Source organism: Thiorhodococcus fuscus (assembly GCF_042682685.1).
GTDB classification, from domain to species: Bacteria; Pseudomonadota; Gammaproteobacteria; order Chromatiales; family Chromatiaceae; genus Imhoffiella; species Imhoffiella fuscus.
In genome coordinates this window covers 65,247-88,669 of sequence record NZ_JBHUHX010000015.1, presented here as the reverse complement: position 1 = coordinate 88,669, position 23,423 = coordinate 65,247, and the positions used below count along the sequence as shown (strand labels likewise).

Sequence of the window (23,423 nt, the reverse complement as noted above, 5' to 3'; positions counted from 1 at the left end):
GACTCAGGCGAACTGGAGCGCGGTGGATATGGCCGCGAGCTTGTGACCCGTTTCCTGCCATTCGGCCATGGGGTCGGAGCCGGCGACGATCCCGGCGCCGGCGAACAGATCGGCCACGCGGTCGTCGATGCGGGCGCAGCGCAGCAGCACCCAGAGCTCGCCGGTCAGGTCCGGCTCCACGATGCCGGCCGTGCCCGTGTACCAGCCGCGTTCGAGCGGTTCGTGCTCGCGCAGCCAATCGTGCGCCTGCTGTCGCGGCTGACCGTTGGTCGCCGGTGTCGGGTGCAGCAGATCGGTGAGACGGAAGACGTCGACGCCCGGATTCAGCCGGCCACGGATGATGCTCCAGAGATGCTGGGCATTGTTGAGCTGCATGATGCGCGGGCCGTCGGGCGGTTCCACGTGGCTGCAGCAATGGGTGAGCGCCTCGGCGACGGCGTCGGCGACCACGCGCTGTTCGCGCAGATTCTTTTCGCAGTGCTGCAGGTCGCGGGTGATCTCGGCGTCCAGATCGGCATCCTCGGCGCGGCAGGCGGTGCCGGCGAGGGCGTCGGCCTCGACCCGGTCGCGGCGCTGGGTGAATAGACGCTCGGGTGTGGCGGCGACGAAGCTGGCCCCATGCAGACGGATGTTCACCACCTGGCAGGAGGGGAAGAGATAGGCCAACGCGGCGTTCAGCCGGGTCAGGTCGAAACGTCGGTGTCCCCGCAGCCGCAGGCGGCGCCAGAGCACGACCTTTTCGAAGCGATTCTGGTCGATCTCGTCGAGCGCGGTCAGTACCAATTCGCGCCAGTCGTCCTGGTCCGGCGTGCTGTCGCCTGGGTCCAGATGGGCCTGGGTGAGCGGGTCCTGGGCCGGGACGTCGAGCAGCGGCACCACGCTGTCGAGCAGTGGCTCCCAGCGGGTCAGCAGCGCGTCGAGCGTCGACGGCAGCGAGGTGGTGAGCACCAGGGCCGCCTGTCCGGCGTGGGAGATGAGCGCCAGCTCGGGCAGCCAGAAAATGGCGTTCGGAAGATCGCTCTCTTCCGACCGGGATGGGTTCGGGGATGCGGCGAGACCGAGCATGCCGAACCCTGAGAATCCTGTTTCATCGGGGTCGACGTGCTGCCAATTGGCCGCCACCGCGCGTGCCTTCGCCCGGAGGATGTCGAGCCGCTTCGGCCCCTCGGCGCGCCATTCCCCGGCGATGCCATAGCCGGCGCGCAGGTCGCCGCGATGGCTGTGCGCGAACAGGAATCGAGGACCGGCGATGTCGGGTGCGTGGGTCAGACCGTGGGGAAGTTCGAGGATGATCGAGGCGTACCCCCCGTCTCGATCGAGCGGAAGCGAAGCGACGGTCTCGCGTAGACGAGCCTTGAGTTGCTCGAGGACTTTGAGCGGTTGCAGCATGAGTCGGTGGTGAGTGCGGGATAATGGGGGCCCCGGCGCGAGCGCGCCGTCCGGTGTGGGGACGGCGCGGCCATGGAGGAGCCTGCTTGGGGATCAGGCAACGAGTTTACTGGAGCGAGGCCCAAAAACGTGCGATGGCGTCGGCAGTTTCGGCCGGTTTATCCCATTGAGGCAGTCCTCGGGTCGGACCGACGCGCTCGGCGCGCCAGTTCGGATGACGGCCGAGGAAGTCCGGCAGCTCGTGGAAATCGATGTTCGGATCCTTGTCATAGATCACCAGCACGGGCTGGGTCAGCGTGTCGTACAGCGTCTCGGATGCCTTCGGGGTGAAGAGCTGGCCCGACAGGAAATAGAGCGGTGCGAACTTGGCGCCGGGCTGGTGCGTGGTCGCATAGGCATAGTCGACGAGCTCCGGCGGTACGGGACCGACGAAGGCCTGTTTGTAGAAGAAGCGAATGCTGGGGCGCGTGGTCAGCAGGCCATAGAGTCCGTCGTTGATGCCAGGGACGCTGAGGAATTTGTAGGCGCGCTCGGCCGCCGCTCCGGTAGGCAGACCTCGGATGTTGAAGCCGGTGGGCGAGATCAGGGCCAGCGATTTGACCAGCTCGGGCTTCTGCGCGGCCACCTTGGCGGAGAACTCGCAGCCGAGCGAGAAGGCCGCCAGGTCGCAGGGTGTCTTGACGACGCCTTCCAGGAAGTCGCTGATGGCGCCGGCGTACAGTTCGGGCGAATAGCGGCGTTTGCTGCGATCCGCGCGTCCGAAGCCGGGCAGGTCGAGCGCGTAGACCGGACGCTGCGAGCGGAAATGATCGAACAGCGGCTTCATCTCGAAGGCGCTGGGCGCGGCATTGATGCTGTGGATCAGGACCAGCGGGCGTCCCGCGGCGCTGTCGTCGACGTAATAGTGGATCCGTCCGGCGGACTGGCTGACGAAATCGTGGCTCGCGGCGTCGATGGCGCTGGCGAGCGGGGAGGATCCAGGTTTGGCTGGGTCTGCGGCGGAGTCGATGGCGGAGTCCATTTCGTAATACCTCATTTGAGTTCGGTTCTGGGTCGTTCGCGGTGCGCGCCGCGCCGATCCAATGGAATCGGGGCGCGGATGTGCTGGTCAGCCATTTGAATCGGATCGGCTGCGCAGGTTCCTGTCGGTCAGGATTTCTGGGGACTTGCGTGTTTCGACGCTCATTCTGCCAGTCGCCGGGGCTGAGGCTGCATCTCAAGCAAAATCAATAGACTGCGTTCGCGAATCGGGCTTTCCGTGGCGCCAGACATCAAAGGTGTTCGACTGCGATGAAATACGACCGATGTCAGATTCGATCGACGGTTCCATGTCGAGCCAAGTTTACAGCGGTCTTGGCTGCTTGTCTGGCGTTGACGGGGTGTTTCGGTCCGGCGCTCCAGGTCGAACCGGGACAGCCGAGGGTCGATGCCGTGGCGAAGACCGTGCGTTTCGGGGCGACCGCGATCGAGGTCGAGACGGGGGCGATCGCATCGCGCACCGGCTGTGCGCTGGACTACAGCCTCTATCGTCCCGACGCAGCTCGGACGGGGGATCTGGTGATTCTGGGGCACGGCTTCCTGCGCAGCCGAGACCGCATGGCGGGATTGGCCGAGTCGCTGGCCGAGACTGGGTTGAGGGTCGCCACGCTCGATTTCTGCAACGTTCGACCCTGGGATGGCAGCCATGTCCAGAACGGGTTCGATATGATGACGCTGGCGGATGCCCTGGGCGCCAAACGGGTCGTCTATGCCGGATTCTCGGCCGGGGCCTTGGCCGCGCTGGTCGCCGGACGCAACGATCCGCGCGCACTGGGTGTGGTGACCCTGGATCTGGTCGACGCCGACGGGGTCGGGCGGCGCATGGCGGGGGGAATGGCGCGTCCCCTGATCGGTCTATTCGGCGATCCATCCTCCTGCAATGCCTACAACAACGGCCTCGCCGTCTATGCGGTTGCGACCCAGGCGCGCATTCGGCGTTTCAGCGGTGCGGATCATTGCGACTTCGAGTCGCCCACCGACTGGCTCTGCCGGCTGATCTGCGGTCGTTCGAACGCGAACGGCGCCGCTCGTGGCGCCGTTCTGCGTGCGGCGACCGATGCGATCCGATCCCTGATCGCGCCTGGCTAGTCGTTGGATCCGCTCTGGGCGCCCTCATCCCCTGACGCCAGCTCCTCGGCGATGTCGACCTTCTCCAGCTCGGCGGCACGCTCGGGCGTATAGCCCAGTTTGGCGAAGTCCATGATGCCGTTCGGTGAGTGACAGTCGGTGCATTCGCGTCCCGCGCGCTGGATGCCATGGTTCACCATCAGGGTTCCCATCTGGCGCATCCAATGAGGTTCGACGTTGACCAGCTTGCCGTCGACGACGGGATAGGTGGTCTTCCAGCCGTTGGTGACGCCGAAATAGGCCATGAATTCGTTCATCATGTAGAGCTTGAAGGGCTCCTGATACATGCGCTGGACGATGGGGTCCTGCACCGCCTTGACCACTGCGGCCTTGGTGTCGCCCGTCTCGTAGTAGGTCTTGTAGTCGAAGGGCAGGATCATGGCCCCGAAGGGTCCCTGGTTCGACATGTCCTCGTACATCATCGCGTTGAAGAGCTTGAAGGGATAGATGCGGCTCTCGCCCTCATTCATCGGGGCGCGCAGGTTGTCCCGGACCATGGCCTCGCGCTTCTTCAGCATGTCCGGCGTGAGCTGCGACAGCGGGTTCGTGGCGATCTGAACGTAGCGCTCGACGTCGATGTCCGGATACTGCTGTTTCAGCTCGACGGCCTTGGCGCGCACGGCGGCGACGACCTCGGGATCGTCGATGTGCGCGATCTGTTGCATCAGCGGATTGTAGACGTCCGATCCGTTCGGATTGTTGCCCAGTGCGTTGGCCAGGAAGGTCCCGTTGCCGTTGAACCAGAGGAAGGTGAAGCCCTTGCCGGGTGCGCCGGATCGATAGATGTCGGTCGGCTCCCAGATGCCTTCCTCGGCGTTCCAGGTCGGGTGCACCCAGTCGCGCAGAACGACGTTGTCCGGCTGGAGTTCCTCGATGTGGCAGGTCTCGCAGGCCAGGCGGGCGATGTGTCCGTTCAGCAGCGCCTTGTGCTCGGAGTTGTTGTGCGGAGCCCGGGAATGGCAGCTCTCGCAGGAGACCTCCTTGCCGGGGAGGTCGTTTGCGACCAGATCGACGCCTTTGCGCCCGCGCGGGATCTTGTGGCCCTCGGGACGATGGCAGTCGGTACATTGCAGCCCGGCGGCGGCATGGGCGTCGTCTTGAGGACTGAATGGATTGCCGCGCTTGGCACCGCGATGCAGGATGCGTTGGTGCTCATAGCCGTTCTGCTGGGCCGCCGCGTTGTGGACGTAGGTGTCGCCGCCCATGTTGTGCTGGTGACAGCGCAGACAGTTCTCGGAGCGGATCGGGCCGACGGTCAGCGCGGCGCGCATGCTGCGGTCCTGATCCCAGCGCAGCCCGTGCGCGTCGCGGATGACGACACGACGGTTCATGTCGTATTGGGTCGAGTGACAGATGAGACAGTCGATCCCCTCCTTGGCCTCGTCGGGCACGTCGCCGATCGGCATCATCTTCTCGGTCGCGGGCTGGTAGTTGCCGCCGATGTGGCACTGGCCGCAGCCCTCGCTGCGGAGCTGGGGTTCGATCCTGCCGTCGTGCTCGGGCTTGGCCGTGACCAGAGCGGCCCAGCCGGTCCAGGTGAAGCTCCCAGGAATGCCGCAGGCGCGGTCGATCTTGCCGACGGGGATCTTGTGCACGCCGCTGTTGACGCGGCGACCGTCATAGCCGTAGGTCGAGAATCCGCCCGAGTTGCTCTGGAATTTGAAGTGCACCGAGTTGACGATGTCGTCGAGTGTGTTGACGGTCGAGACGCTGCCGTCCGGGTGATCGATCTTGATGGTCGCGTGACAGGTCAGGCAGGTGTCCGGCCCTGCGTAGCGCCGGATGCCCGCGTCGCGGAAATATTTGATGTGCGAAGGTTCGGCGTCGCGCACCACCGACTCGGTGCCCATCAGTATCTCGATCTTGACCTGGCGCGCGAACGGCGCCTGGTCGGTTTCGACGATCGAGTCGGCCTTGCGATAGCGCGCCTCCCGGCTGAGATCCGTGGCGAGCGCCTCGAATTCGGCGTCGGTGAGCGTCTTGCTGCTGTCGTAGGTCAGTCGGGCGTTGGTCTCGCCGACATAGGACTCGAACATCAGCGGGTAGAGCAGTTTGTAGGCCAGCGTCAGGGCGATCAGCACCAGTGCCACGATCAGGAGTCGACGTCTGGCGGGTGTGGAGAGCAGATTTTGGAGCGGTTTCATGGGCGTCACTCTTGATGATTCCAGCCAAGGCGGTCGCACTCGGATGTCCGGGGAGGCGAGCGCCTATCCCTCCGTTTCCTGATGCGAGTCGCGGTGCCATCCGGTGAGCATGGCGCGCATGTTCGTCATCACCGTCTCGCCGGTCGTGATGATATAGAGATGGACCAGCAGAAAGAGCACCAGCAGATAGGCGATCGTCAGGTGCGACATGGCCACCACCCAGACGCTGCCGATGCCGAGCAGGGTCTCGGGCAGGTAGACCGAGAAGAGAAAGGCCCAGCCGCTGATGATCAGCAGTGGCATCAGCAGATACATGACCCCGATGTAGGTGATCTGCTGCAGTGTGTTGAGCTTGGCCTCGGCGCTCGGATGGAAAGGATGGGGTGCATTCTTGAAGATGCCGTAGCCGTAATAGAGGCTCTGCGCGATCAGTCGCCCGATGAACCCCTTCAGCTGGACATGATAGTGGCGGCCATTGGTGGAGGTCAGGTTGCCGATGACGAAGCCGATCCAGCCGATGGTCAGCAGGATGCCCGCGGTGTTGTGGACCGTGATCGCCGTCTGGAAATCCAGCAGCAAAACGGCGCCATTGAAGTGCATGCTCGCGCCGGAATACATGAGCGTCAGAAAGAGCAGGGCATTGATCCAGTGCCAGATGCGCACCCAGCGGGCGTAGAGATAGAGCTGGCTCATGCTTGATCCTCCTTCGAGCGCCGATGCGCCCGGTAACGTCCGTAGCCGTGGGCACCGAGAACGAGCAGGGTGATGCCGATGATGGCCAGTGCCAGACGGTCGATCAGTGGGCTGCGGCTCATGCCGACGACATAGGCCTCGTTGAAGACGGCCTTCGATACCCAGCCTTGGTTCGCCAGATCTGTCTCGGATCGGTACTGATAGAGACGGTTCAGCAGCTGCGGCTTCTTGGAATGACAGTTGACGCAGTCGCGATTGCTGTCCTTCCCCGCGAGGATCTGGTGAGACACCGTCTGGCCGTCCTCGGACACGGGGGTGTGGCAGTCGAGGCAACGCACCGACTCTTGGTGCTTCTCCCGATTCGGTAGCCAGGTATGCGGATCGCGCAAGGGGTCTTGCACTTTGGTATGACAGGAGAGACAGATCGCGTTGTCGGCTCGGACGATCTGGGCGATGTCCTCTCCGACCTGCGAGTTGCGGAAGGCGTGCGGATCGTGACAGCTATGACAGCTGAAGCCCGCGACCTTCGGATCGTCCGAGGTGGCGTGGACGCTGTGCTCGAATTCCTCGTCGATGGTCTCGAATCGGTACAGACGTTCGGCTGCGTCGTCCTGACCCTCGTGGCAGCGGACGCACGACAGTGACTCGTTCTTCAGACGTTGCGGATGCGGGTAACGCTCGAAGTCGGGAGCGTGACAGTCGGAGCAGGCGAGTTCTCCATGCGCCGAATGCGACAGGGCCTTGGGGTCGATCGAGAGGTCGACGATCTTGCCTGTCTCCGGATCGCGGTAGGCAAGTGTCGTCATCTGGTGACAGCGTAGACAGGCCTTGTTGTCGGCCGTCTCCGATCCTGCGCACGCCACATGCGTTCCGACCAGACCCGAAAGGATCAGAAACCACCCGGCGGCCAATGCCGGCGCCGTCCATTTGAGTCTGGAGTCGATGTTGCGGTCGCTCATAACCCCTCTTGTTCGCATGGATCGCGTTCTCTCTTCGGGAATCATTCGGCCGTTTCGCCGCGCCTCGGCGCCACCTTTCTCTGGGCCTTGTCCGGGATGCCGACGCATCGCATCCTGGGCGTGCTGGTGCCGCTCCTGATATGGCTGAGCCGGGTCTAGGAGCGCCAGTTTAACAGCTAAATCGACGGCCCTTTGGGATCCTCCGACGGATTGCGTTGACGCCTATTTGGCCGTTGAAGGTTTCGGGAAGGATGGGACGTGCGAATCGATCCAGTCGAGGCAATCTCGATCCGCCTTCAGTCGGATCATGGCGGAACGGATGTCGCGGGGGGCAGGGGGATCCGGCCGGTCTCGCCGTGGGCGAACCGGCCACTAGGGTTTGAACGTGGCGAACTGCAGGCTATTGGGCCGGAGGTGCCATTCGTTGCATCATCTGCTGACGATGCTGGGCCTGGGCCGCAGCGAACTCCTGCTGGCTGACCTGACCGTTACCGTCCAGGTCGATCGCTCCGAACTCGGGCGCGTTGCCCAGATTGCGCATCGGATAGCCTTGCTGTGAGCGTTCGGCGATGCGGTTGGCTCGGGCCTGGTAGAACTCCTGCTCGGTGAGGTTACCGTCGTGGTTCAGGTCGAAGTCGGCGAAGGCCGGCATGTTGCGTCCCATGCCCATTCCGCGTCCCATTCCAGGACCCATCCCCGCGCCGGGTCCCATGCCTGGTCCGCGACCGTAGCCGGGACCCATTCCGCCGCCAGCGCCGGGGCCCATGCCCATTCCGGGGCGGTTCTGCATGCGGGCTTGGCGTCCGGCGGCAAACTCGTCGGCGGTCATGCGCCCGTCACCGTTGGCGTCGAAATCGGCGAAGCTCGGTGCGCTCGCCGCGCCGCGCATCGGTGCGCCAGCGGCGGCCATGGCCGCCATGCGTTCGGCCCGTGCGGCGTCGAATTCCTGCTGCGAGACCGTGCCATCGCCGTTTCGATCGAAATCACCGAAGGTCATGGGTCCGCGCGGCATCCCTTGGGGCTGGGCCAGGGTGGGCAGCACATAGCCGCTTGCCGCGATGGCGGCTGAAATCAGCAAGGTGCGAGTCATCTGTTTCATCGTTGCTCTCCGTCGGGTTTGGCTGCCGTCGGCTGGTCGAGGCGTCTGTGGCCCCAGGCCGGCACGACGGACGCGCTCAGGGGTTCAGCGTGTCTAGCATTGCAGTCGCTGCATCCATTTTCGTTGACATCTCACCATTCGTCTGTGCGAGTTTAATCCTCCCAGGCTCCGAAGTTGGGGATCCTGACCCGATGCTCGTTGAAGTCGCCGTCGGCGGCGCCTTGGTGGCATTTGTTGCACTGGCTGAAGCTACCGACGTCTGGGTTGCCGGTGACCATCCGTGCCGGAATCTCATCGTGCTTGCGCAGGAAGTAGGGGGTTTGGGTGATGCGCGGCAGGCTCTCGGTTTGGCCGCCAGACGCGTTGGCCGAGGCGACAGCAAAGGCGCGCGAACGGGTTCGGCCGCTGGTATCGGCCGCGTTCTGGGTCAGATAGGTGCTGAGTTCGAGCACCAAGGCGTCGGGCAGCGAGGCGTCATCGCCATAATGGTCTGCCAGTGCCGCCGGGTTGACGATCTGCGCCCATGACTGGGCCGGAAGCAATCCCGGCTGATAGGCCATATGACAGGATCCACACTCTTCGGTATAGGTCGGATTGGTGTTGGGCGCGATGTCCGATCGCGATCCGAACCAGCCTTCATGGCGTTCGTGGCGCCAACCGTGACGATCGTCATCATCGTCGTCGTCGCTGAAGGCCAGACCCGCGCCGCCGAGCGACAGGGCCCCGAGCGTGAGCAGCAGTGCGATCTTGGGTGTCTTCATGTTTCGATGTCTATGCGTGGCTTGCATGGGGTTCGGTCTCTTTGAGGCTGGTGTGAATCGGGTCTGGTGTTCACTGCGTCTTGATGTAGGCGATGAAGTCGGCCTTCTCGGTCTCCGAGCATTCGCGTCCGAGCGTCCAGCGGCAGTTGCGCAGCAGCCACTTGGCGATCTTCTTTTCGTCGGTCAGGCGCTGCGGGTTGACCGAGGGCGCCATGGGCTCGATCGTCTTTCCGGTATTGACTTGGCGGCCCGGCTGGGTCAGGTCCGTGCCGTGACAGGTCGCGCAGCTGCGTGTCTCGGATCCGTCCGGGGCCGGGTACTCCTTGGTCCAGCCCGCCGCGCCTGCGGCCGGGTCGGCGGCGAGCAGTGCCGCAGGAGCGGACAGGGTTCCGGCGGCGATGAGCGCGATGAGGGTCTGTTTGCCGACTTGGGTGAAGTGCTTCATTGACTCTTGTCTCCGTTTGAGTGGGGTGAACGCTTGAGCCCGTTGAACATGGACGCAACGAGGTTCTCTCGATGCTCCAGGCTGGAGAAGATGACTCCGGCGATGTGGGCGATAATCAGGACCAGCGTGAGATTGGCGAAAAAGGCGTGAACGTCTTCGAGACGGTGCGCGGTGGCGTTCGAGACGCCGCGCATGAGGTCGGCCAGGGGGCCGGCGAATTCCTGGGCGCCGAAGAGCGCCAGCCCGCTGAGGCCGGTCGCTGCGACCGCGATCAGGAGCGCAACCACCATGGCGCCGCCGGCGGGGTTGTGACCCAGATAGCGCGGTGCGCGCCATCGCAGCGCATCCCTCAGATAGGCGAGGGTCTGGCGTGGTCCGCGCACGAAATCGGCGAAACGCGCATGCCGGGTTCCGACGAACCCCCAGAGGATGCGCGTCGTGACGAGACCCAGAATCAGGTAGCCGGCCCAGACGTGCAGATCGAGGATCTCGTCCTCGACGAGGTAGGCGGTGGCGAAGCCGGCCACCAACGACCAATGGAAGATCCGCACCAGCGGATCCCACACCCGCGTGCGACCCGTCCGGTCGGTGCGGGTTTTGGTCTCATTGGCGATCGCGGCGGTCGTCATCATGCAGGGATCCTCCAGCGTTGCGGATTTCAGTGGTCGCCTGGCTTGGCGACCTCGATGCGCAGACTATCGAAGCGGCGCTGACCAAATCCTGTGAGCCCTTGTCAGCGATCTGTCAGCCGCCCTGGAGGCACAATGCCCGCCATGAAGACGCCAAACACATTTCGTCGTCGGTTTGTTCTGGGGCTGCTGGTCGTCTTGACGGTCATGCCGGTTCAGGCTGACCGCCATTGGGACGAGGATGAGAAGCACGATCACGAGCGCGCGCGTCATGCGCTGCGGCGGGGCGAGGTGCGTCCCATCGCCGAGATCCTCGCCAGCGTCGCGACCCAGGTGCCGGGCGAGGTGGTTGAGGTCGAGTTCGAGCACGAGCGCAAACGGGATCACGGCCCGCAGCGCTGGCGCTACGAACTCAAGATCATCGCGACCGACGGCCGCCTGTTGGAGGTCGAGGTCGATGCCGCGACCGGGCGGATCCTAAAGGTGGAGGAAGACTGATGCGCGTGCTCTTGGTCGAGGATGACGACCGGGTCGGCGATGCCGTCGAGGCCGTTCTGGAGGCCGGGGGCTTCGTCGTCGATCGCTCGCGCGACGGCGAGGACGCCTGGTTCAAGGGCGATACCGAACATTACTCGGCCGTCATTCTGGATCTGGGTCTGCCCGGCATGGACGGGCTCTCGGTGTTGCGCCGATGGCGCGCGGCCGGCCAGCGCATGCCGGTCCTCATCCTGACCGCACGGGGCGACTGGGGAGAGCGGGTCGAGGGGATCGATGCCGGGGCGGACGATTATCTGCCCAAGCCCTTCCGCATGGAGGAGCTGCAGGCCCGGCTGCGGGCGCTGATCCGCCGCTCGGCCGGACAGGCGAGCGCGCTGATCGAGATCGGCAAGACCATCCTCGACACGCGCCGCATGTCGGTCAGCGTGGATGGCGTTCCCATCCATCTCTCGCCTCAGGAATACCGCCTGGTCAGCTATCTGATGCAGCACGCCGGCCGGGTGGTGTCACAGCTCGAACTCACCGAGCAGCTCTATGCCCAGGACTTCGAGCGCGACTCCAACGCGGTCGAGGTGCTGGTTGGACGGGTGCGCCGCAAACTGGGCACGGATCTGATCCAGACCCGGCGCGGTTTCGGGTATCTGGTCGAGTTGGACGGCGAGTGACGCGCCGCTCGCTGCGGGTTCGGCTCTGGGCCAGCGCGGTCGCCTCGATCGGTGTGGCGCTGCTGGTCGCCGGTATCGGTCTGCTCACGCTTTTCGAACTCCACGTCGAGCGCCGCATTGGCGCCGAGCTGCGGGTCCAGCTCAATCAGCTGGCGGCCGCCGTCGTCATCAGGGCCGACGGTGGAGTGGAGTTGGAGCGCGAGCCGTCCGATCCGCGCTTCTCCCAGCCCCTGAGCGGCCTTTATTGGCAGATCGATGCACCGGAACAGCCGGGTTTGCTGCGATCGCGCTCGCTCTGGGATGGTCTCATTTCCTTGCCGACGGACGACCTGGACCCAGGGGTCGTCCATGCCCACGCCCTTCCAGGGCCGAACGGCAAGCCGCTTTTGGTGCGCGAGCGGCGCATCCTTCTATCCGGCTCTGGCCCCCAAACCTCGCTACGGCTCGCGGTCGGGATCGATCGTGCCGAGCTGGTTGCCGCGCGCGATGCCTTTGCGGCCGACATGCTGCCCTATCTGGGGCTCATCGTTCTGGTCCTGATCCTGGCGACCTTCGTCCAGATCCAGACCGGCCTGGCTCCGCTGGAGTCGGTGCGGCGTGGGCTCGGTGCCATCCGCTCAGGCGAGTCGCCGCAGCTCGCCGACGACTATCCCGACGAGGTCATGCCGCTGGTCGCCGAGGTCAACGCATTGCTCGCCGCACGCGCCCAGGCCGTGGAGCGTGCCCGCGCCTGGACCGCCGACCTGGCGCATGGTCTCAAGACGCCGCTCAGTGCGCTGGTCGCCGACGCCCAGCGTCTGCGCGAGTCGGGCAATCCGGCCCTGGCCGACGACCTTGAGCAGTTGGCCGAGTCCATGCGCCGGCGTGTGGAACGCGAGCTGATCCGTGCGCGGGTGCGCTCGGGCTCGTCCAGCCATCAGGCGCGGGTCGATGTCGTGGAGGCGACGCGCCGACTGCTGCGCACGCTTCAGCGCACTCCGAACGGCGAGCCTCTGGATTGGCAATTGGAGACGCCGTCTCACGTCATGGCGGCGCTCATGTCGGACGACCTGATGGAGTTGCTCGGAAACCTGCTGGAAAACGCCGCCAAATGGGCATCCGCTCGGGTGCGGGTGAGCGTGCGGGTCGAGCACTGGGTCGAGATCGAGGTCGGTGATGACGGACCCGGCGTGGCCGAGGATCAGCTGTCGCGCCTGGGGCAGCGTGGGCTGCGGCTGGACGAGCGCAAGGATGGCTCCGGGCTGGGGCTCGCCATCGTGCGCGACGTCGTCGACGCCTATGGTGGCGAGCTCAGCTTCGGCGCCGCCCCGGAGGGCGGTCTCATGGTGCGGGTGAGGTTGCCGGCGGTGGCCTGAGGTCAGGCCGATGGGGATGGTTTGACTCAGCCGTCCGCGTTGATCCGCGCGATCAGCTCGGCGAGGACCGGCTCGGCGCGGTCGTTCTCGACCTGGCAGGTTCCGGCCGCATGGTGTCCGCCGCCGCCGTACTGGAGCATCAGCTCGCCGATGTCGGTCTTGGAGCTACGGTCGAAGATCGACTTGCCGGTGGCGAAAACGGTGTTCTGCTGCTTCAACCCCCAGAGCACGTGAATCGAGATGTTGCACTGCGGATAGAGGGCGTAAATCATGAAGCGATTGCCCGCCCAGATGGTTTCCTCGCCCCGCAGGTCCAGCACCACCAGATTGCCGTGCACCTGGGCGCAGCGCTGGATCTGCTCCTTGAACTTGGCCTCCTGCTCGAAATAGAGCTCGACCCGCTCCTTGACGTCCGGCAGGGCCAGGATCTCGTCGATACCGTGGTTCTTGCAGTAGTCGATGAGATCCATCATGAGGTTGTAGTTGGAGATGCGGAACTCGCGGAAGCGGCCGAGTCCGGTGCGCGCGTCCATCAGGAAGTTCAGCAGCACCCAGCCCTCGGGATTCAGCACCTCGTCGCGATCGAATTGGGCCGAGTCGCCCTTGTCCACCGCCTCCATCATCTCGTCCCAGTCGCCGGGGAAGGCGTCGTGCCCGCCGTAGTGACGCCAGACGACCCGAGCCGCCGAGGGGGCGTCCGGGTCGATGATGTGGTTGTCGCGCTGGCCGACCCTCAGGGTCTCGGAGGCGTGGTGGTCGAAGGCCAGGTGCACGCCGTCCACATAGGGTAGATTGGTCGTGATGTCCTTGGCGTCGATCTCGACCTTGCCGTCCTGCATGTCCTTTGGGTGGACGAACTTGATCTCGTCGATCAGATCCAGTCTTTTGAGCAGCACGGCGCAAACCAGGCCGTCGAAATCGCTACGGGTGACGAGACGAAATTTCTGCTCGGACATGGGGGATGCCTCCGGCGGGGTGTGGACCAGGGTGTCGAGGCGCCATGATACCCAGCGCTTCAGCGGCTGAACAACAACAAGGTGTGACCGCGTGGAAAGATCCGCCAGGTTGATCCCGTCGGCCCGACGCCCCACGTTGCTGAGACCTCGCTCAAACTATCCCTGGAGTCGCAGTATGTTCCTCGCCATGAACCGGTTTCGCATCGCGCGCGGCCACGAAGAGACCTTCATTGAACTCTGGCGCAATCGCGAGAGCCATCTGGACCAGGTCCCGGGCTTCTTGCGCTTCCATCTGCTCAAGGGCCCGGAAACCGAGGAATACACCCTCTTCTCGTCCTTCAGCGAATGGGAGTCCGAGCAGGCATTCGAGGGTTGGACCCGCTCCGAGGCCTTCTGCACCGCCCATGCCAATGCCGGCAATACGCCGCGCGAAATCTATCTCGGACCGCCCGAGCTCGAACTCTTCAGTGCTGTGATCTGATACGGCTCAGCCGATCCACAGCGTCTTGGCGTTCAGGAATTCCTGGATGCCGGGTGCGCCCAGCTCGCGACCGTATCCCGAGTCCTTGATTCCGCCGAAGGGTAGGCGCGGATCGCTCTTCACCAGCCCATTGACGAAGGCCGCGCCGCACGCCATGGCGCGCGCGAAGCGTTCGCCGCGCGCCTGATCGCGGGTCCAGACGCTGCCGCCGAGTCCGAAGCGCGAGTCGTTGGCGATACGTAGCGCGTCCGCCTCGTCCTCGGCCCGGATGACGACCGCGACCGGGCCGAACAGCTCCTCCTCATAGGCCGGCATGCCCGGACCGACCTTGTCCAGCAGGGTCGGCTCATAGAACCATCCCGAGCGATCGAGCGGCTGGCCGCCGATCAGGAGTTCGGCTCCGGCCGCCAGGCTGTCCTGGACCTGCTGGTGCAGTTCGTCGCGCAGATCTTCCCGGGCCATGGGGGCGAGGGTCGTATGGGGGGCGAGCGGATCGCCCGGTTGCAGACCTTGGACGGCCTCGCGCAGACGCGCGACCAGATCGTCGGCGATGGCGCGCACCGGGATGATGCGCTTGGCGGCGATGCAGCTCTGTCCGGCGTTGATGAAGCGCGAGCGCAGCGCCGTCTTCACCGCCTCGTCCAGATCCGCGTCTTCGAGTATCACGCAGGCGTCGGATCCGCCCAGCTCAAGCAGACTCTTTTTCAGATAGCGTCCGGCCGTCGCCGCGACCTGGCGTCCGGCCGCTTCGCTGCCGGTCAGGCTGACGCCGCGAACGCGCGGGTCGGCGAGGACCTGTTCCACTCGGCCGGATTCGATCAGCAGCGTCTTGAATCCGCCGTCGGGAAGTCCCGATTCGCGGAATACCGCCTCGATGGCGAGGGCGCAGCGGGGCACGTTGGAGGCGTGCTTGAGCAGCAGTGTGTTGCCGGCCATGAGCGCCGGGGCGGCGCAGCGGAAGACCTGCCAGAAGGGAAAGTTCCAGGGCATGACGGCGAGCAGCACGCCGAGCGGCTGATGCGCGAGATAGCTCCGGCTGGCGTCCGAGTCGATGGGGATGTCGGCCAGCAGTCGCTCGCCCTCGTCGGCGTAGTAGTCGCAGACCAGGGCGCATTTCTCGATTTCGGACTCGGCCTCGCCGATGAGTTTGCCCATCTCCTGGGTAATGGTGCGCGCCAGTTCTCCTCGGCGTTCGCGCAGTCGGGCGGCGACGGCTCGGAGTTGAGCGGCGCGCTCGGCGATCGGACGCGCGGTCCAGGGCGCGACCGCGCTCGCGGCGGATGCGATCGCCGCTTCCAGCGCGGCATCGTCGATGGGAGAAAAATCCTGCAGCTGTTGGCCGGTGGTTGGATCGATGGATTGGATCGGCATGGGATGTGGCTCCTCGGAATGGAACGCGTGAATCGGGCGCCCGTCGTATCGGTAGCGGCAGGCGGCCTTCGATGGTTAAGTCGGCCAGATCGACGCGGTGAAGTTCCGGGGGGGGCGGAACAGGGTGGAGAGCCGCCGATCGATCGGCTCTGGAGCAGGATGTGGGTCAGTGCTCGGCGACTTCCAGTCGATTTCGACCCTGTCTCTTCGCCAGATAGAGTGCTTCGTCGGCCGCCTGGATCAGGGACTCCCAGTGTTCGTTCTGACGCGCTTGTCTCGATGCGACGCCGATGCTGATGGTGACCTGTCCGCTCGCCCCTTGCCCGGCATGGGGCAGTCCAAGCTCGGCGATGGCGGCCAACGCCTGTTGGGCCACAAGGGTGGCCCCGAGCAGATCCGTTTCCGGTAGCACGATGGCGAATTCCTCGCCGCCGTAGCGGGCGACGAATTCGCCGGCCCGGCGTGCGACCGAGGTCAGGGCGTTCGCGACCTGGCATATGCAGGCGTCTCCCGCCTGGTGGCCGTAGGTGTCGTTGTAACGCTTGAAGTGGTCGATATCGAGCATCAGCACGGCGATGTCGAGTTCGCGCCGCTGGGCGCGTCTCCACTCCTGGGCCAGTGTCTTGTCGAAATAACGCCGATTGGCGACCCCGGTCAGTCCATCGCTTGCGGCGATTCGTGCCAGTGTTTCATTGGCATGCTGGAGTTCGCGGTTGGTGTGTTCCAGCTTGGCCGCGAGCTTGACCAGATCGGCTTCCCACGCCTTGCGGGTCAGGGTTTCCTGCCGCAATCGCAGCAGGGAACGCACCCTGGCCAGTAGCTCGATCTTGCGAATCGGCTTGTTGATGTAATCCACCGCGCCGGCCTCGAATGCCTTGCTCAGGCTCTCGGGACTGGTATCGGCCGTCACCATGACGACAGGGACGTCGGTGAAACTCGGCTCGCCCTTGATGCGGCGGGTCACCTCGATTCCACAGATGTCGTCCAGCTCAATGTCCATGAGAATGAGATCGACTGAAATGGGAGGCGGATGTCCATCGCCCTCCAGTCCGAGACACCGGAATGCCTCGGCGGCCGAGGAGACGAACACCAGGTCCGAATAGCCGTCGACGGCCAGGAAGACCTGCAACTGGCGGTGGACGTGCACCGAGTCGTCGACGATCAGGATTTTCATTGCGCTTCGTTTGCCATCAGGATTTGGGCAGGATTCGCACCTGATCGAGATAGGTGTCCAGGCGATCGAGTAGCGTCGCGATCGTTTGAACGGCCTGCAGCTCGCAGGCATCCTGGATGGCCGCCCCGATGACGGAGACCTCTTCGAGTCCGTATCCGCCGCCTTCGCCCTTCATGGTGTGCCCCAAGCGGCGGATGTCCTCGAAGCGCCCATCCAGCAGCAGCGCGCGCAGGCATTCGAGCGTCTCCCGCTGGGTATCGAGGAATTCCTGTGCGAAGGGCAGCAGTTCAGGTTCGGCATAGGCGAAAATCTCCGAATGTTCTTCCATGGGGGGCGTTTCCTCCTGGGTGGCATGCTCTGCGGTAGGGGGCGAGGCTACGCCGAGATGGGTGTGCAGCATGCGGAAGAAATCCCGCTTGCGAATGGGTTTGGCCAGATGGGCATCGCAGCCGGCGGCGAGGCACTTGTCCACGTCTGCGGTCAGGGCGAAGGCGGTCAGCGCGACGATTGGCGTCGGTGCTCGATCCTCGATTCGCTCTTGCTCGCGAATGGCGGTTGTCGCCTCGTAACCGTCCATCACTGGCATCTGCATGTCCATGAGGACGAGAGTATAGGGGTTGGTGTTCCACTTCTCGATGGCCTCGGCGCCGTTTTCGGCATAGTCGACCTGCAAGGGTGTCCGTGCCAGAAATGCCTGGATCAAGGTGCGGTTGTAGGGCGAATCCTCTACCACGAGGATTCGCGCCGCTGGCAGCGATCCTCCCTTGTCATCGTCTGTGGCGCCCTGTTCGGCGCTCGACGTGCCGGTTCCGGTGGCGCCCTGCGTGAATCCGAGCAATAGACGTTTCAGATCCCGCTTCTTCACCGGTTTGACCAGATGTCCGGCGAGCCGGGTCCGCTGCGTGCGGGCCTTGTCCATAATCAGGGAGTCGGAGGCAAGCATGACGATGTCGAGTTCTGCGAACCTAGGGTCTTGCGTGATGATGCTGGCCAGGTCGAGTCCGTCCATACCCGGCATCCAGTAATCGAGCAGCAGGGTGTCGAACTGTCGTCCGGCGTTTCGGGCCGCGTTCAGCATCGTCAATGCCTGCTTGGCGTTCTCCGCCTCGGCGAAATCCATCCCCCATTCCTGAAGCATCTCGCCCAGGATGAGGCGATTGACCTCAATGTCATCGACGATGAGGACGCGTCTTTCGGGCAGGTTCGGGATCTCGGCGAGCGGCGCCGAGACCGTCTCGTCTTTGCTCGTCTTCATTGGCAGGCGCACGGCGAAGAGGCTGCCGCATCCCGGCGCGCTCTGGACCTCGATGGTGCCGCCCATGAGTGTGGTCAAGCGCCGCGAGATCCCAAGTCCCAGCCCGGTTCCACCATATTGGCGGGTCGTCGATGAATCGACCTGGGTGAAGCTCTCGAAGATCTGCTCTTGCTTGTCCTCGGGGATGCCGATACCTGTGTCTCGAATGCTGAAAACTAGCGCGACCTGGCTTCCCGGAGGTCTTTCGGAGGCAGGCGGCGCGGCGGCCTCGTCCAGTGAAACCTCGACCGAAACGTAGCCCCGCTCGGTGAACTTGACGGCATTTCCGATCAGATTGATCAGAATCTGGCGCAGTCGATGAGGGTCGCCGACGACGTGCACGGGCAGGTATCGATCGAGTCGCAGTGCCAGATCCAGCCCTTTGGTCCGCGCTCGGATGGCGAGCATATCGCAGGTCTCTTCGACCAGCTGCGACAGGTCGAAATCGATCGACTCCAGGGTCAGTTCGCCGGACTCGATCTTGGAGATATCCAGGATGTCGTTGATGACGTTCAAAAGATCGTCGCCAGCGCTTTGCAGGATACGGATGAAGTGGGCCTGATCGCGTCCGAGTTCGGTGTCGACCAGCACCTCGCCGACGCCGATGATGGCGTTCATGGGAGTGCGCAGCTCGTGGCTCATGGCCGAGAGGAAGCGGCTTTTGGCCTCGGTTGCGGCTTCGGCCCGCTGTTTGGCCTCGATCAGGGCCTCTTCCACCTGTTTGCGATGCGCGATCTCCTCGCGTAGCTCGGCGTTCGTGGTGGCCAGCTCGCGCGTGCGCTCGGCGACTCGCGTTTCCAGTTTTCCCCGTGCCTGGGCAAGCGCCGCGTGGGAGGCGTCGAGTTTGTGTTTCAGACGTTCGAAGACGCGCCAGAAGACACTGATCACGACGGTCCCGGTGGCGATCAGAATGATGATGAATAGTCCCGAGGAACGCGCGTGGTCCCTTATCATTTCGGTTTGGTCGAGGAGAATGGCGACCTCGCCCACGCGGGTATGGGTGACGTCGAACAGCGGGACCAGCGCGCAGTCATAGAGGCGGTCCCCGACCCTGACATGCCGACGCCGCTCCGTGCCCCGTTTCGGTTTCTTCATCCAGTCGAGCAGGGCGTGCGGCATCGGTCTCAGTGTGCCGTCCACGATGACCCGATCGTCCAGCGCGTCCCAGGGGGCGAGGGGCGTGCGGTCCAGCACCTGAAGTCCCTCGGCCCATTGCTCCCGGTCGAGCCTGGAGGTGTCGATCAGCACGAAGAAATCGAGACCCAGCACCTCCTTGATCGTTGCGGTGAAGCGCTCGACCTCCTTGCCCAGTTCGAGAAAACCGATCAGCTGGCCATCGATTGTCCAGGGCCTGACGACTCGAAGCGTGAAGGTGCCCAGGGGGCCGAGTTCGATCCCGGATGCCTCCCGTTGCGTCGTCGCAGCCGTGTTCAGGGTCCAGCGGTCGATGCGATCACTGTGGCGCGGCGGGTTGTGCACGCGCAGGAAACAGCTCTTGTCAGGCCTGTGGAAATAGAAATGGGTGACGTCGAATCGTTGCTTGAGGCGCTCGTAGACCGGCTTGACGTGCTTGAGCAGCAGTTCGCGATCTCCGCTCAGATAGGCCTCGGCCAGCGCCTCGTCTTGCTCGATGAAGTCCAGTTGGCCCGAAAGGTTGTTGGCTTCTTGGTTTAGCGTCTGCTGCAGCAGCGTTTCGTATCCGCGTTGTGCCGCGTGCTTGGCATGATCGGCCTCGTGCCGCTGCATCCAGGCAGTGATCAGGATGTTGAGCCCCACGAAGAGCGCGAGGGTGATGCAGAAAAGCAGCAGAAGCGGGTCGCGAATTGGCCGGAAGCCCTCGGTCTCCGGGGGAGTTCCGAGATGCTGTTCGCCCATCAGTTTGATCTCTCGGTCGAAGCCTCCGACAAGGGAGGCGGCTGGGTCGCGGTTTACAGCGTTAGCGCGCGTCCGCTCCGGGAATCGTCTCCAGGTGGTCGCGTGCTGTCTCGTTGTGTCTTGCCGCGCTACGCATCACATCGACGCGCATTCGGGGAGCGTCACCCGCAGTTGGAATGACTTTGGTCATAGTGTCGCCGATCGATCCGTTGAACATTGCGACTTCGTTCGCATCGGGGGGAGTCAGGACCCAGGCGTGTCTTTGTGTGTCTGTTCGCGTTCGGGTTGGTTGTGGTCCTCGTCGTCCGAGCTTCGTCGTGAACTCGATGCGTTGAGATAGAAGAGCCAGGCGGTAAGTCCGACAAGGGCCACGGCCTCCAGCAATGCGAAGGTCTTGTTGTATTCCATGAGGTGTCTCCAGTTGGCGAGCGTACAGAAGGTCTATCATCGGACAGCGTTGGGTCGTGCACGATGTTTGCAACCGACCATGCCTGCTGTCCTCGGTGGGTCTGGGAGTGGCTGGGCATGCGTTCGTGGCGGGTGGGTTCGACATCGGACGGTATCTGATGGATCATCGACAACAGTTGCGCTTCAATGTTCGTGTGCCGGATCGATTCTCTGTTGATGGAGTGGTTGAGACGCATGCTGGAGAATGCTGGACCTAAAAGGCTTCTCGATTGGCTCCAGCGTTCCAATGAAGGCGGGGCATCGGACCCGCGTTATGCGAGGTCGCCGAGCCAAGGCGTCCTCGATCGTCGGTCCTGCATCCGCGTTTCTCGTCTGTTCACCGCCGTCCTGTGCTTCTGGTTGCTGCCGAGCCTGTCGGCGTGGTCGATTTGGGCGCGAGCCGGCGAGCCAGGTGTTGATGAGAGGGTCGTCCTGACTGCCGCCGAGCAGCGTTTCCTCAGAACGCACCCGACGATCCGGCTTGGGAGCGACGCCGAATGGGAGCCCTATGTCATGGCCGCGCCGGACGGTCGGGTCCGTGGGTACGACGCCGATATCCTCGATCGCGTCAACGCCCTGACCGGGGCCAACTTCCAGCTTGTCCTGGGGCGCTGGAGCGAGATGTTGGAGGCGGCCAAGGCGCGACGTATCGATGGACTCAGCACCAGCGTCGTCCACGATGAGCGCAGAGGTTTTCTGGATTTTTCGAACCCCTACATCTCGTTGCGCAAGATGCTGCTGGTTGCCAATGGGAATCCTGCGGGCATCCATTCGGTTCGGGATCTCGTTGGCAAGACCCTGGTGGTCCAGCGAGGCGTTCTTGCAGATGAGAAGCGGGCTCGGGAGGTCAAGGGGGTCGAGCTGATGTTTGTCGACAGCGTCGAGGACTGTCTTCATGCGGTCGGCGCTGGCAAGGCCGACGCGACGCTCGGCAACGGCGCGACTCTACTCCTGGCCAACCAGCTCGGCATGCCGTACCTGGAGATGGTGCCCGATACCGGCCGCTCTCTGGATCTGGTGTTCTCCGTGCGCAGCGATTGGCCGGAGGCCGTCAGCATCCTCGACAAGGGGTTGGCCGGAATTCCCGAGCACGAGCGTCGATCGATCCAGAGACGCTGGTTCTTTGCAGGCCAGGGTGGGACGGAGGCCGGCGGGGCCTATGTGCCCCTGACGTTGGAGGAACGGCGATACCTCCGCGCCAAGGGATCGCTGTCGCTATGCGTCGATCCGCAGTGGATGCCCTACGAGAGTCTGGACGCGGCGGGCGAGTATCGGGGAATCATCGCCGACATCCACGAGGCGATCGCCACGCGGTTGGGTGTCGACTTGACGGTGGTGCCGACCAGAACCTGGGCCGAATCGTTGCGCGCCGCTCAAGAACACCTTTGCGACCTCGTTTCGGCGGCGGTGGCGACTCCCGAGCGCAGTTCTTTTCTGTCTTTCACCCAGCCATTTCTGGACGTGCCCTTGGTGCTCGCCACCCGCCAGGAGCAGCCCTTCATCGACAGCATCCTTGACGTGTCGGGCGAGACCTTCGCCGTCATCCGACATCACGCGCTACAGGATATCTTCCGCCGTCGCTATCCGGACGTCCGTCTGATCGAGGTCGATAATCCGCTGGCCGGTCTGGAGGCGGTGCGCAAGGGTGATGCCTTCGGGTTCATCGACACCAGTGTCAGCATCGGTTACGCGATTCGCAAGAACCAGCTCATCGATGTCAAGATCGCCGGCAAGCTCGATGAGCGTTACCCCTTGACCATCGGCGTGCGCGGCGACAATCCACTGCTACTGTCGATCTATGAAAAGGCATTGACCTCGTTGTCCGAGGAAGAGATCGATCAGGCCCTGTCGCGATGGGTGTCGGTCCAGACCGTCAAGGAGCTCGACCGTCCGCTGCTGATGAAGATCTTCGGCGCGATCGGTGTGGTTGGGCTGCTGCTGTTCTATCGCGACCGCGTCATCTCCGGTTACAACCGGCGTCTGGAGGCGGCCAATCGGCAGCTCCAGATCCTGTCGACCACCGACCAGCTGACCGGCGTCGCCAATCGGCGCAAGTTCGCCGAGGTCGTCGCCAATGAGATGGCGCGCGCGGACCGCTATGAGGTTCCGCTGTCGCTCATCATCACCGATATCGACCACTTCAAGGCCATCAACGACAGCCAGGGGCATGACTCGGGGGATCAGGTTCTGATCCGACTCGCTCAGCTGTTCAGCGAAACGAGCCGGCCCACTGATCTGGTCGTGCGTTGGGGAGGCGAGGAGTTCCTGATCCTCTGCCCGCAAACCGCCCTGGAGTCCGCCGGGCACCTGGCCGAGCTGCTGAAACAGCGCATCTCCGACAAGGACTTCGGCATCGGTCAACCGGTGACTTCGAGCTTTGGCGTGGCGGAATACAAGACGCCGGAACGCATCAATGCCCTGATCGCGCGCGCCGATCGGGCGCTCTATCGGGCCAAGGCGGAGGGACGAAACCGCGTGTGCACCGAGCGCTTGACGGACGATCCCACCGTGCCGGTCTCGGAAGACTAGAGGCATTCGGATCTCGGGCGTCAACATCCCGATTCCTCGACGGCGTTCTTGTGGGTATAAAATACTCTTTTGGTGTTCGATTTCGCCTGGACGTTGACGCCATCCCGTGCTCAATGGAGAATGAATAGGTTCGTGTCTAAGGATGGCGCGGCTGTTGCCCGATCGACGGGACCGGCTCGAACACCAGGACGCGAGACCGCTGTTTTCCGCTCGTCCCCTCGGAACTGACTGCATTTTTAACGACATCGAGTGAACCGATTTCGATGTCGGGCGGAATGGAGATCGCCGTTCGCCCTCTCGTCACTGAGCCGTCGTTGCCCTTTCGTCGCCATTCGATGCGCATCCATGCATGGGATGTCGAGGCTCATGGCGATGCGCTTCGTTGCCATCCCTGTTTTTCGCAATACACGGATTGACCTTGGCGCGCCAATTCATCGAGCGGCATCGACGTATCGATGCCGCTTGCGACTTTTTTCGATGCGTCCACTGGCGC

20 protein-coding genes are annotated in these 23,423 nt (G+C 63.9%); 6 read left to right on the top strand and 14 right to left on the bottom strand.

The features are described from left to right. Positions 1–3: 3 nt before the first annotated feature. Entirely contained in the window at positions 4–1,389 is a 1,386-nt protein-coding gene (locus ACFSJC_RS06990; RefSeq protein ID WP_386025133.1) for an isochorismate synthase, read from the bottom strand. Positions 1,390–1,495: 106 nt separating this feature from the next. Further along, entirely contained in the window at positions 1,496–2,410 is a 915-nt protein-coding gene (locus tag ACFSJC_RS06985; RefSeq protein WP_386025352.1) for an alpha/beta fold hydrolase, read from the bottom strand. Between the two features lie 410 nt (positions 2,411–2,820). Here ACFSJC_RS06985 and ACFSJC_RS06980 point away from each other — a divergent pair, with 410 nt between their 5' ends. Further along, complete coding sequence (locus ACFSJC_RS06980; protein WP_386025131.1) at positions 2,821–3,516, top strand: alpha/beta hydrolase; 696 nt, start codon at positions 2,821–2,823, stop codon at positions 3,514–3,516. On the opposite strand, the gene ACFSJC_RS06975 is transcribed toward ACFSJC_RS06980, so the two are convergent. The 7 genes from ACFSJC_RS06975 to ACFSJC_RS06945 form a co-directional block, all read right to left on the bottom strand. Further along, on the bottom strand, positions 3,513–5,699 hold the full coding sequence (locus ACFSJC_RS06975; RefSeq protein ID WP_386025129.1) for a cytochrome c3 family protein: 2,187 nt from the start codon (positions 5,697–5,699) through the stop codon (positions 3,513–3,515). The two genes, ACFSJC_RS06980 and ACFSJC_RS06975, sit on opposite strands and share 4 nt — an antisense overlap. Before the next feature lie 63 nt (positions 5,700–5,762). Continuing rightward, entirely contained in the window at positions 5,763–6,392 is a 630-nt protein-coding gene (locus ACFSJC_RS06970) for a cytochrome b/b6 domain-containing protein (protein ID WP_386025128.1), read from the bottom strand. Beyond that, entirely contained in the window at positions 6,389–7,351 is a 963-nt protein-coding gene (locus ACFSJC_RS06965; RefSeq protein WP_386025126.1) for an ammonia-forming cytochrome c nitrite reductase subunit c552, read from the bottom strand. Before ACFSJC_RS06965 ends, ACFSJC_RS06970 begins: the two co-directional genes overlap by 4 nt. A 400-nt stretch (positions 7,352–7,751) precedes the next feature. Further along, positions 7,752–8,450: an EF-hand domain-containing protein gene (locus ACFSJC_RS06960; protein WP_386025124.1), complete on the bottom strand. Its 699-nt coding sequence runs from the start codon at positions 8,448–8,450 to the stop codon at positions 7,752–7,754. Between the two features lie 152 nt (positions 8,451–8,602). Then, the gene (locus tag ACFSJC_RS06955; RefSeq protein WP_386025123.1) at positions 8,603–9,211 is read right to left on the bottom strand and encodes a cytochrome C; all 609 of its coding nucleotides are present in this window, start codon (positions 9,209–9,211) and stop codon (positions 8,603–8,605) included. A gap of 70 nt (positions 9,212–9,281) precedes the next feature. Beyond that, complete coding sequence (locus tag ACFSJC_RS06950; protein ID WP_386025121.1) at positions 9,282–9,656, bottom strand: DUF1924 domain-containing protein; 375 nt, start codon at positions 9,654–9,656, stop codon at positions 9,282–9,284. After that, a complete protein-coding gene (locus ACFSJC_RS06945; protein WP_386025119.1) occupies positions 9,653–10,288 on the bottom strand; it encodes a cytochrome b/b6 domain-containing protein in 636 nt (211 codons plus the stop codon). Before ACFSJC_RS06945 ends, ACFSJC_RS06950 begins: the two co-directional genes overlap by 4 nt. Before the next feature lie 141 nt (positions 10,289–10,429). On the opposite strand from ACFSJC_RS06945, the gene ACFSJC_RS06940 reads away from it, so the two are divergent. From ACFSJC_RS06940 to ACFSJC_RS06930, 3 genes are read left to right on the top strand one after another with little or no spacing between them, the layout of a single operon-like run. Further along, positions 10,430–10,783 (top strand): PepSY domain-containing protein, encoded by a 354-nt coding sequence (locus ACFSJC_RS06940; RefSeq protein WP_386025117.1) that lies wholly within the window; start codon positions 10,430–10,432, stop codon positions 10,781–10,783. After that, entirely contained in the window at positions 10,783–11,448 is a 666-nt protein-coding gene (locus ACFSJC_RS06935) for a response regulator transcription factor (protein ID WP_386025115.1), read from the top strand. The genes ACFSJC_RS06940 and ACFSJC_RS06935 overlap by 1 nt, the downstream gene beginning before the upstream one ends. Continuing rightward, positions 11,445–12,803 (top strand): sensor histidine kinase, encoded by a 1,359-nt coding sequence (locus ACFSJC_RS06930; protein ID WP_386025113.1) that lies wholly within the window; start codon positions 11,445–11,447, stop codon positions 12,801–12,803. The genes ACFSJC_RS06935 and ACFSJC_RS06930 overlap by 4 nt, the downstream gene beginning before the upstream one ends. Positions 12,804–12,829: 26 nt before the next feature. Here ACFSJC_RS06930 and ACFSJC_RS06925 read toward each other — a convergent pair whose 3' ends face one another. Beyond that, a complete protein-coding gene (locus ACFSJC_RS06925; RefSeq protein ID WP_386025111.1) occupies positions 12,830–13,759 on the bottom strand; it encodes an exopolyphosphatase in 930 nt (309 codons plus the stop codon). 175 nt (positions 13,760–13,934) lie between these two features. Between ACFSJC_RS06925 and hmuQ the strand changes: the two genes are divergently transcribed. Further along, positions 13,935–14,240, top strand: coding sequence for a heme-degrading protein HmuQ (gene hmuQ / locus ACFSJC_RS06920; protein WP_386025109.1), 306 nt, complete (start codon positions 13,935–13,937; stop codon positions 14,238–14,240). Positions 14,241–14,246: 6 nt separating this feature from the next. On the opposite strand, the gene ACFSJC_RS06915 is transcribed toward hmuQ, so the two are convergent. From ACFSJC_RS06915 to ACFSJC_RS06900, 4 genes are all read right to left on the bottom strand, one after another. Beyond that, a complete protein-coding gene (locus tag ACFSJC_RS06915; protein ID WP_386025107.1) occupies positions 14,247–15,611 on the bottom strand; it encodes an NAD-dependent succinate-semialdehyde dehydrogenase in 1,365 nt (454 codons plus the stop codon). Between the two features lie 166 nt (positions 15,612–15,777). After that, on the bottom strand, positions 15,778–16,785 hold the full coding sequence (locus ACFSJC_RS06910; RefSeq protein ID WP_386025105.1) for a GGDEF domain-containing response regulator: 1,008 nt from the start codon (positions 16,783–16,785) through the stop codon (positions 15,778–15,780). Between the two features lie 16 nt (positions 16,786–16,801). Next, complete coding sequence (locus ACFSJC_RS06905) at positions 16,802–19,954, bottom strand: hybrid sensor histidine kinase/response regulator (RefSeq protein ID WP_386025103.1); 3,153 nt, start codon at positions 19,952–19,954, stop codon at positions 16,802–16,804. Positions 19,955–20,197: 243 nt separating this feature from the next. Continuing rightward, positions 20,198–20,362, bottom strand: a complete 165-nt coding sequence (locus ACFSJC_RS06900; protein WP_386025101.1) for a hypothetical protein — start codon at positions 20,360–20,362, stop codon at positions 20,198–20,200. 234 nt (positions 20,363–20,596) lie between these two features. Between ACFSJC_RS06900 and ACFSJC_RS06895 the strand changes: the two genes are divergently transcribed. Then, positions 20,597–22,930 (top strand): diguanylate cyclase, encoded by a 2,334-nt coding sequence (locus ACFSJC_RS06895; RefSeq protein ID WP_386025099.1) that lies wholly within the window; start codon positions 20,597–20,599, stop codon positions 22,928–22,930. The last annotated feature ends 493 nt before the right edge of the window (positions 22,931–23,423 follow it).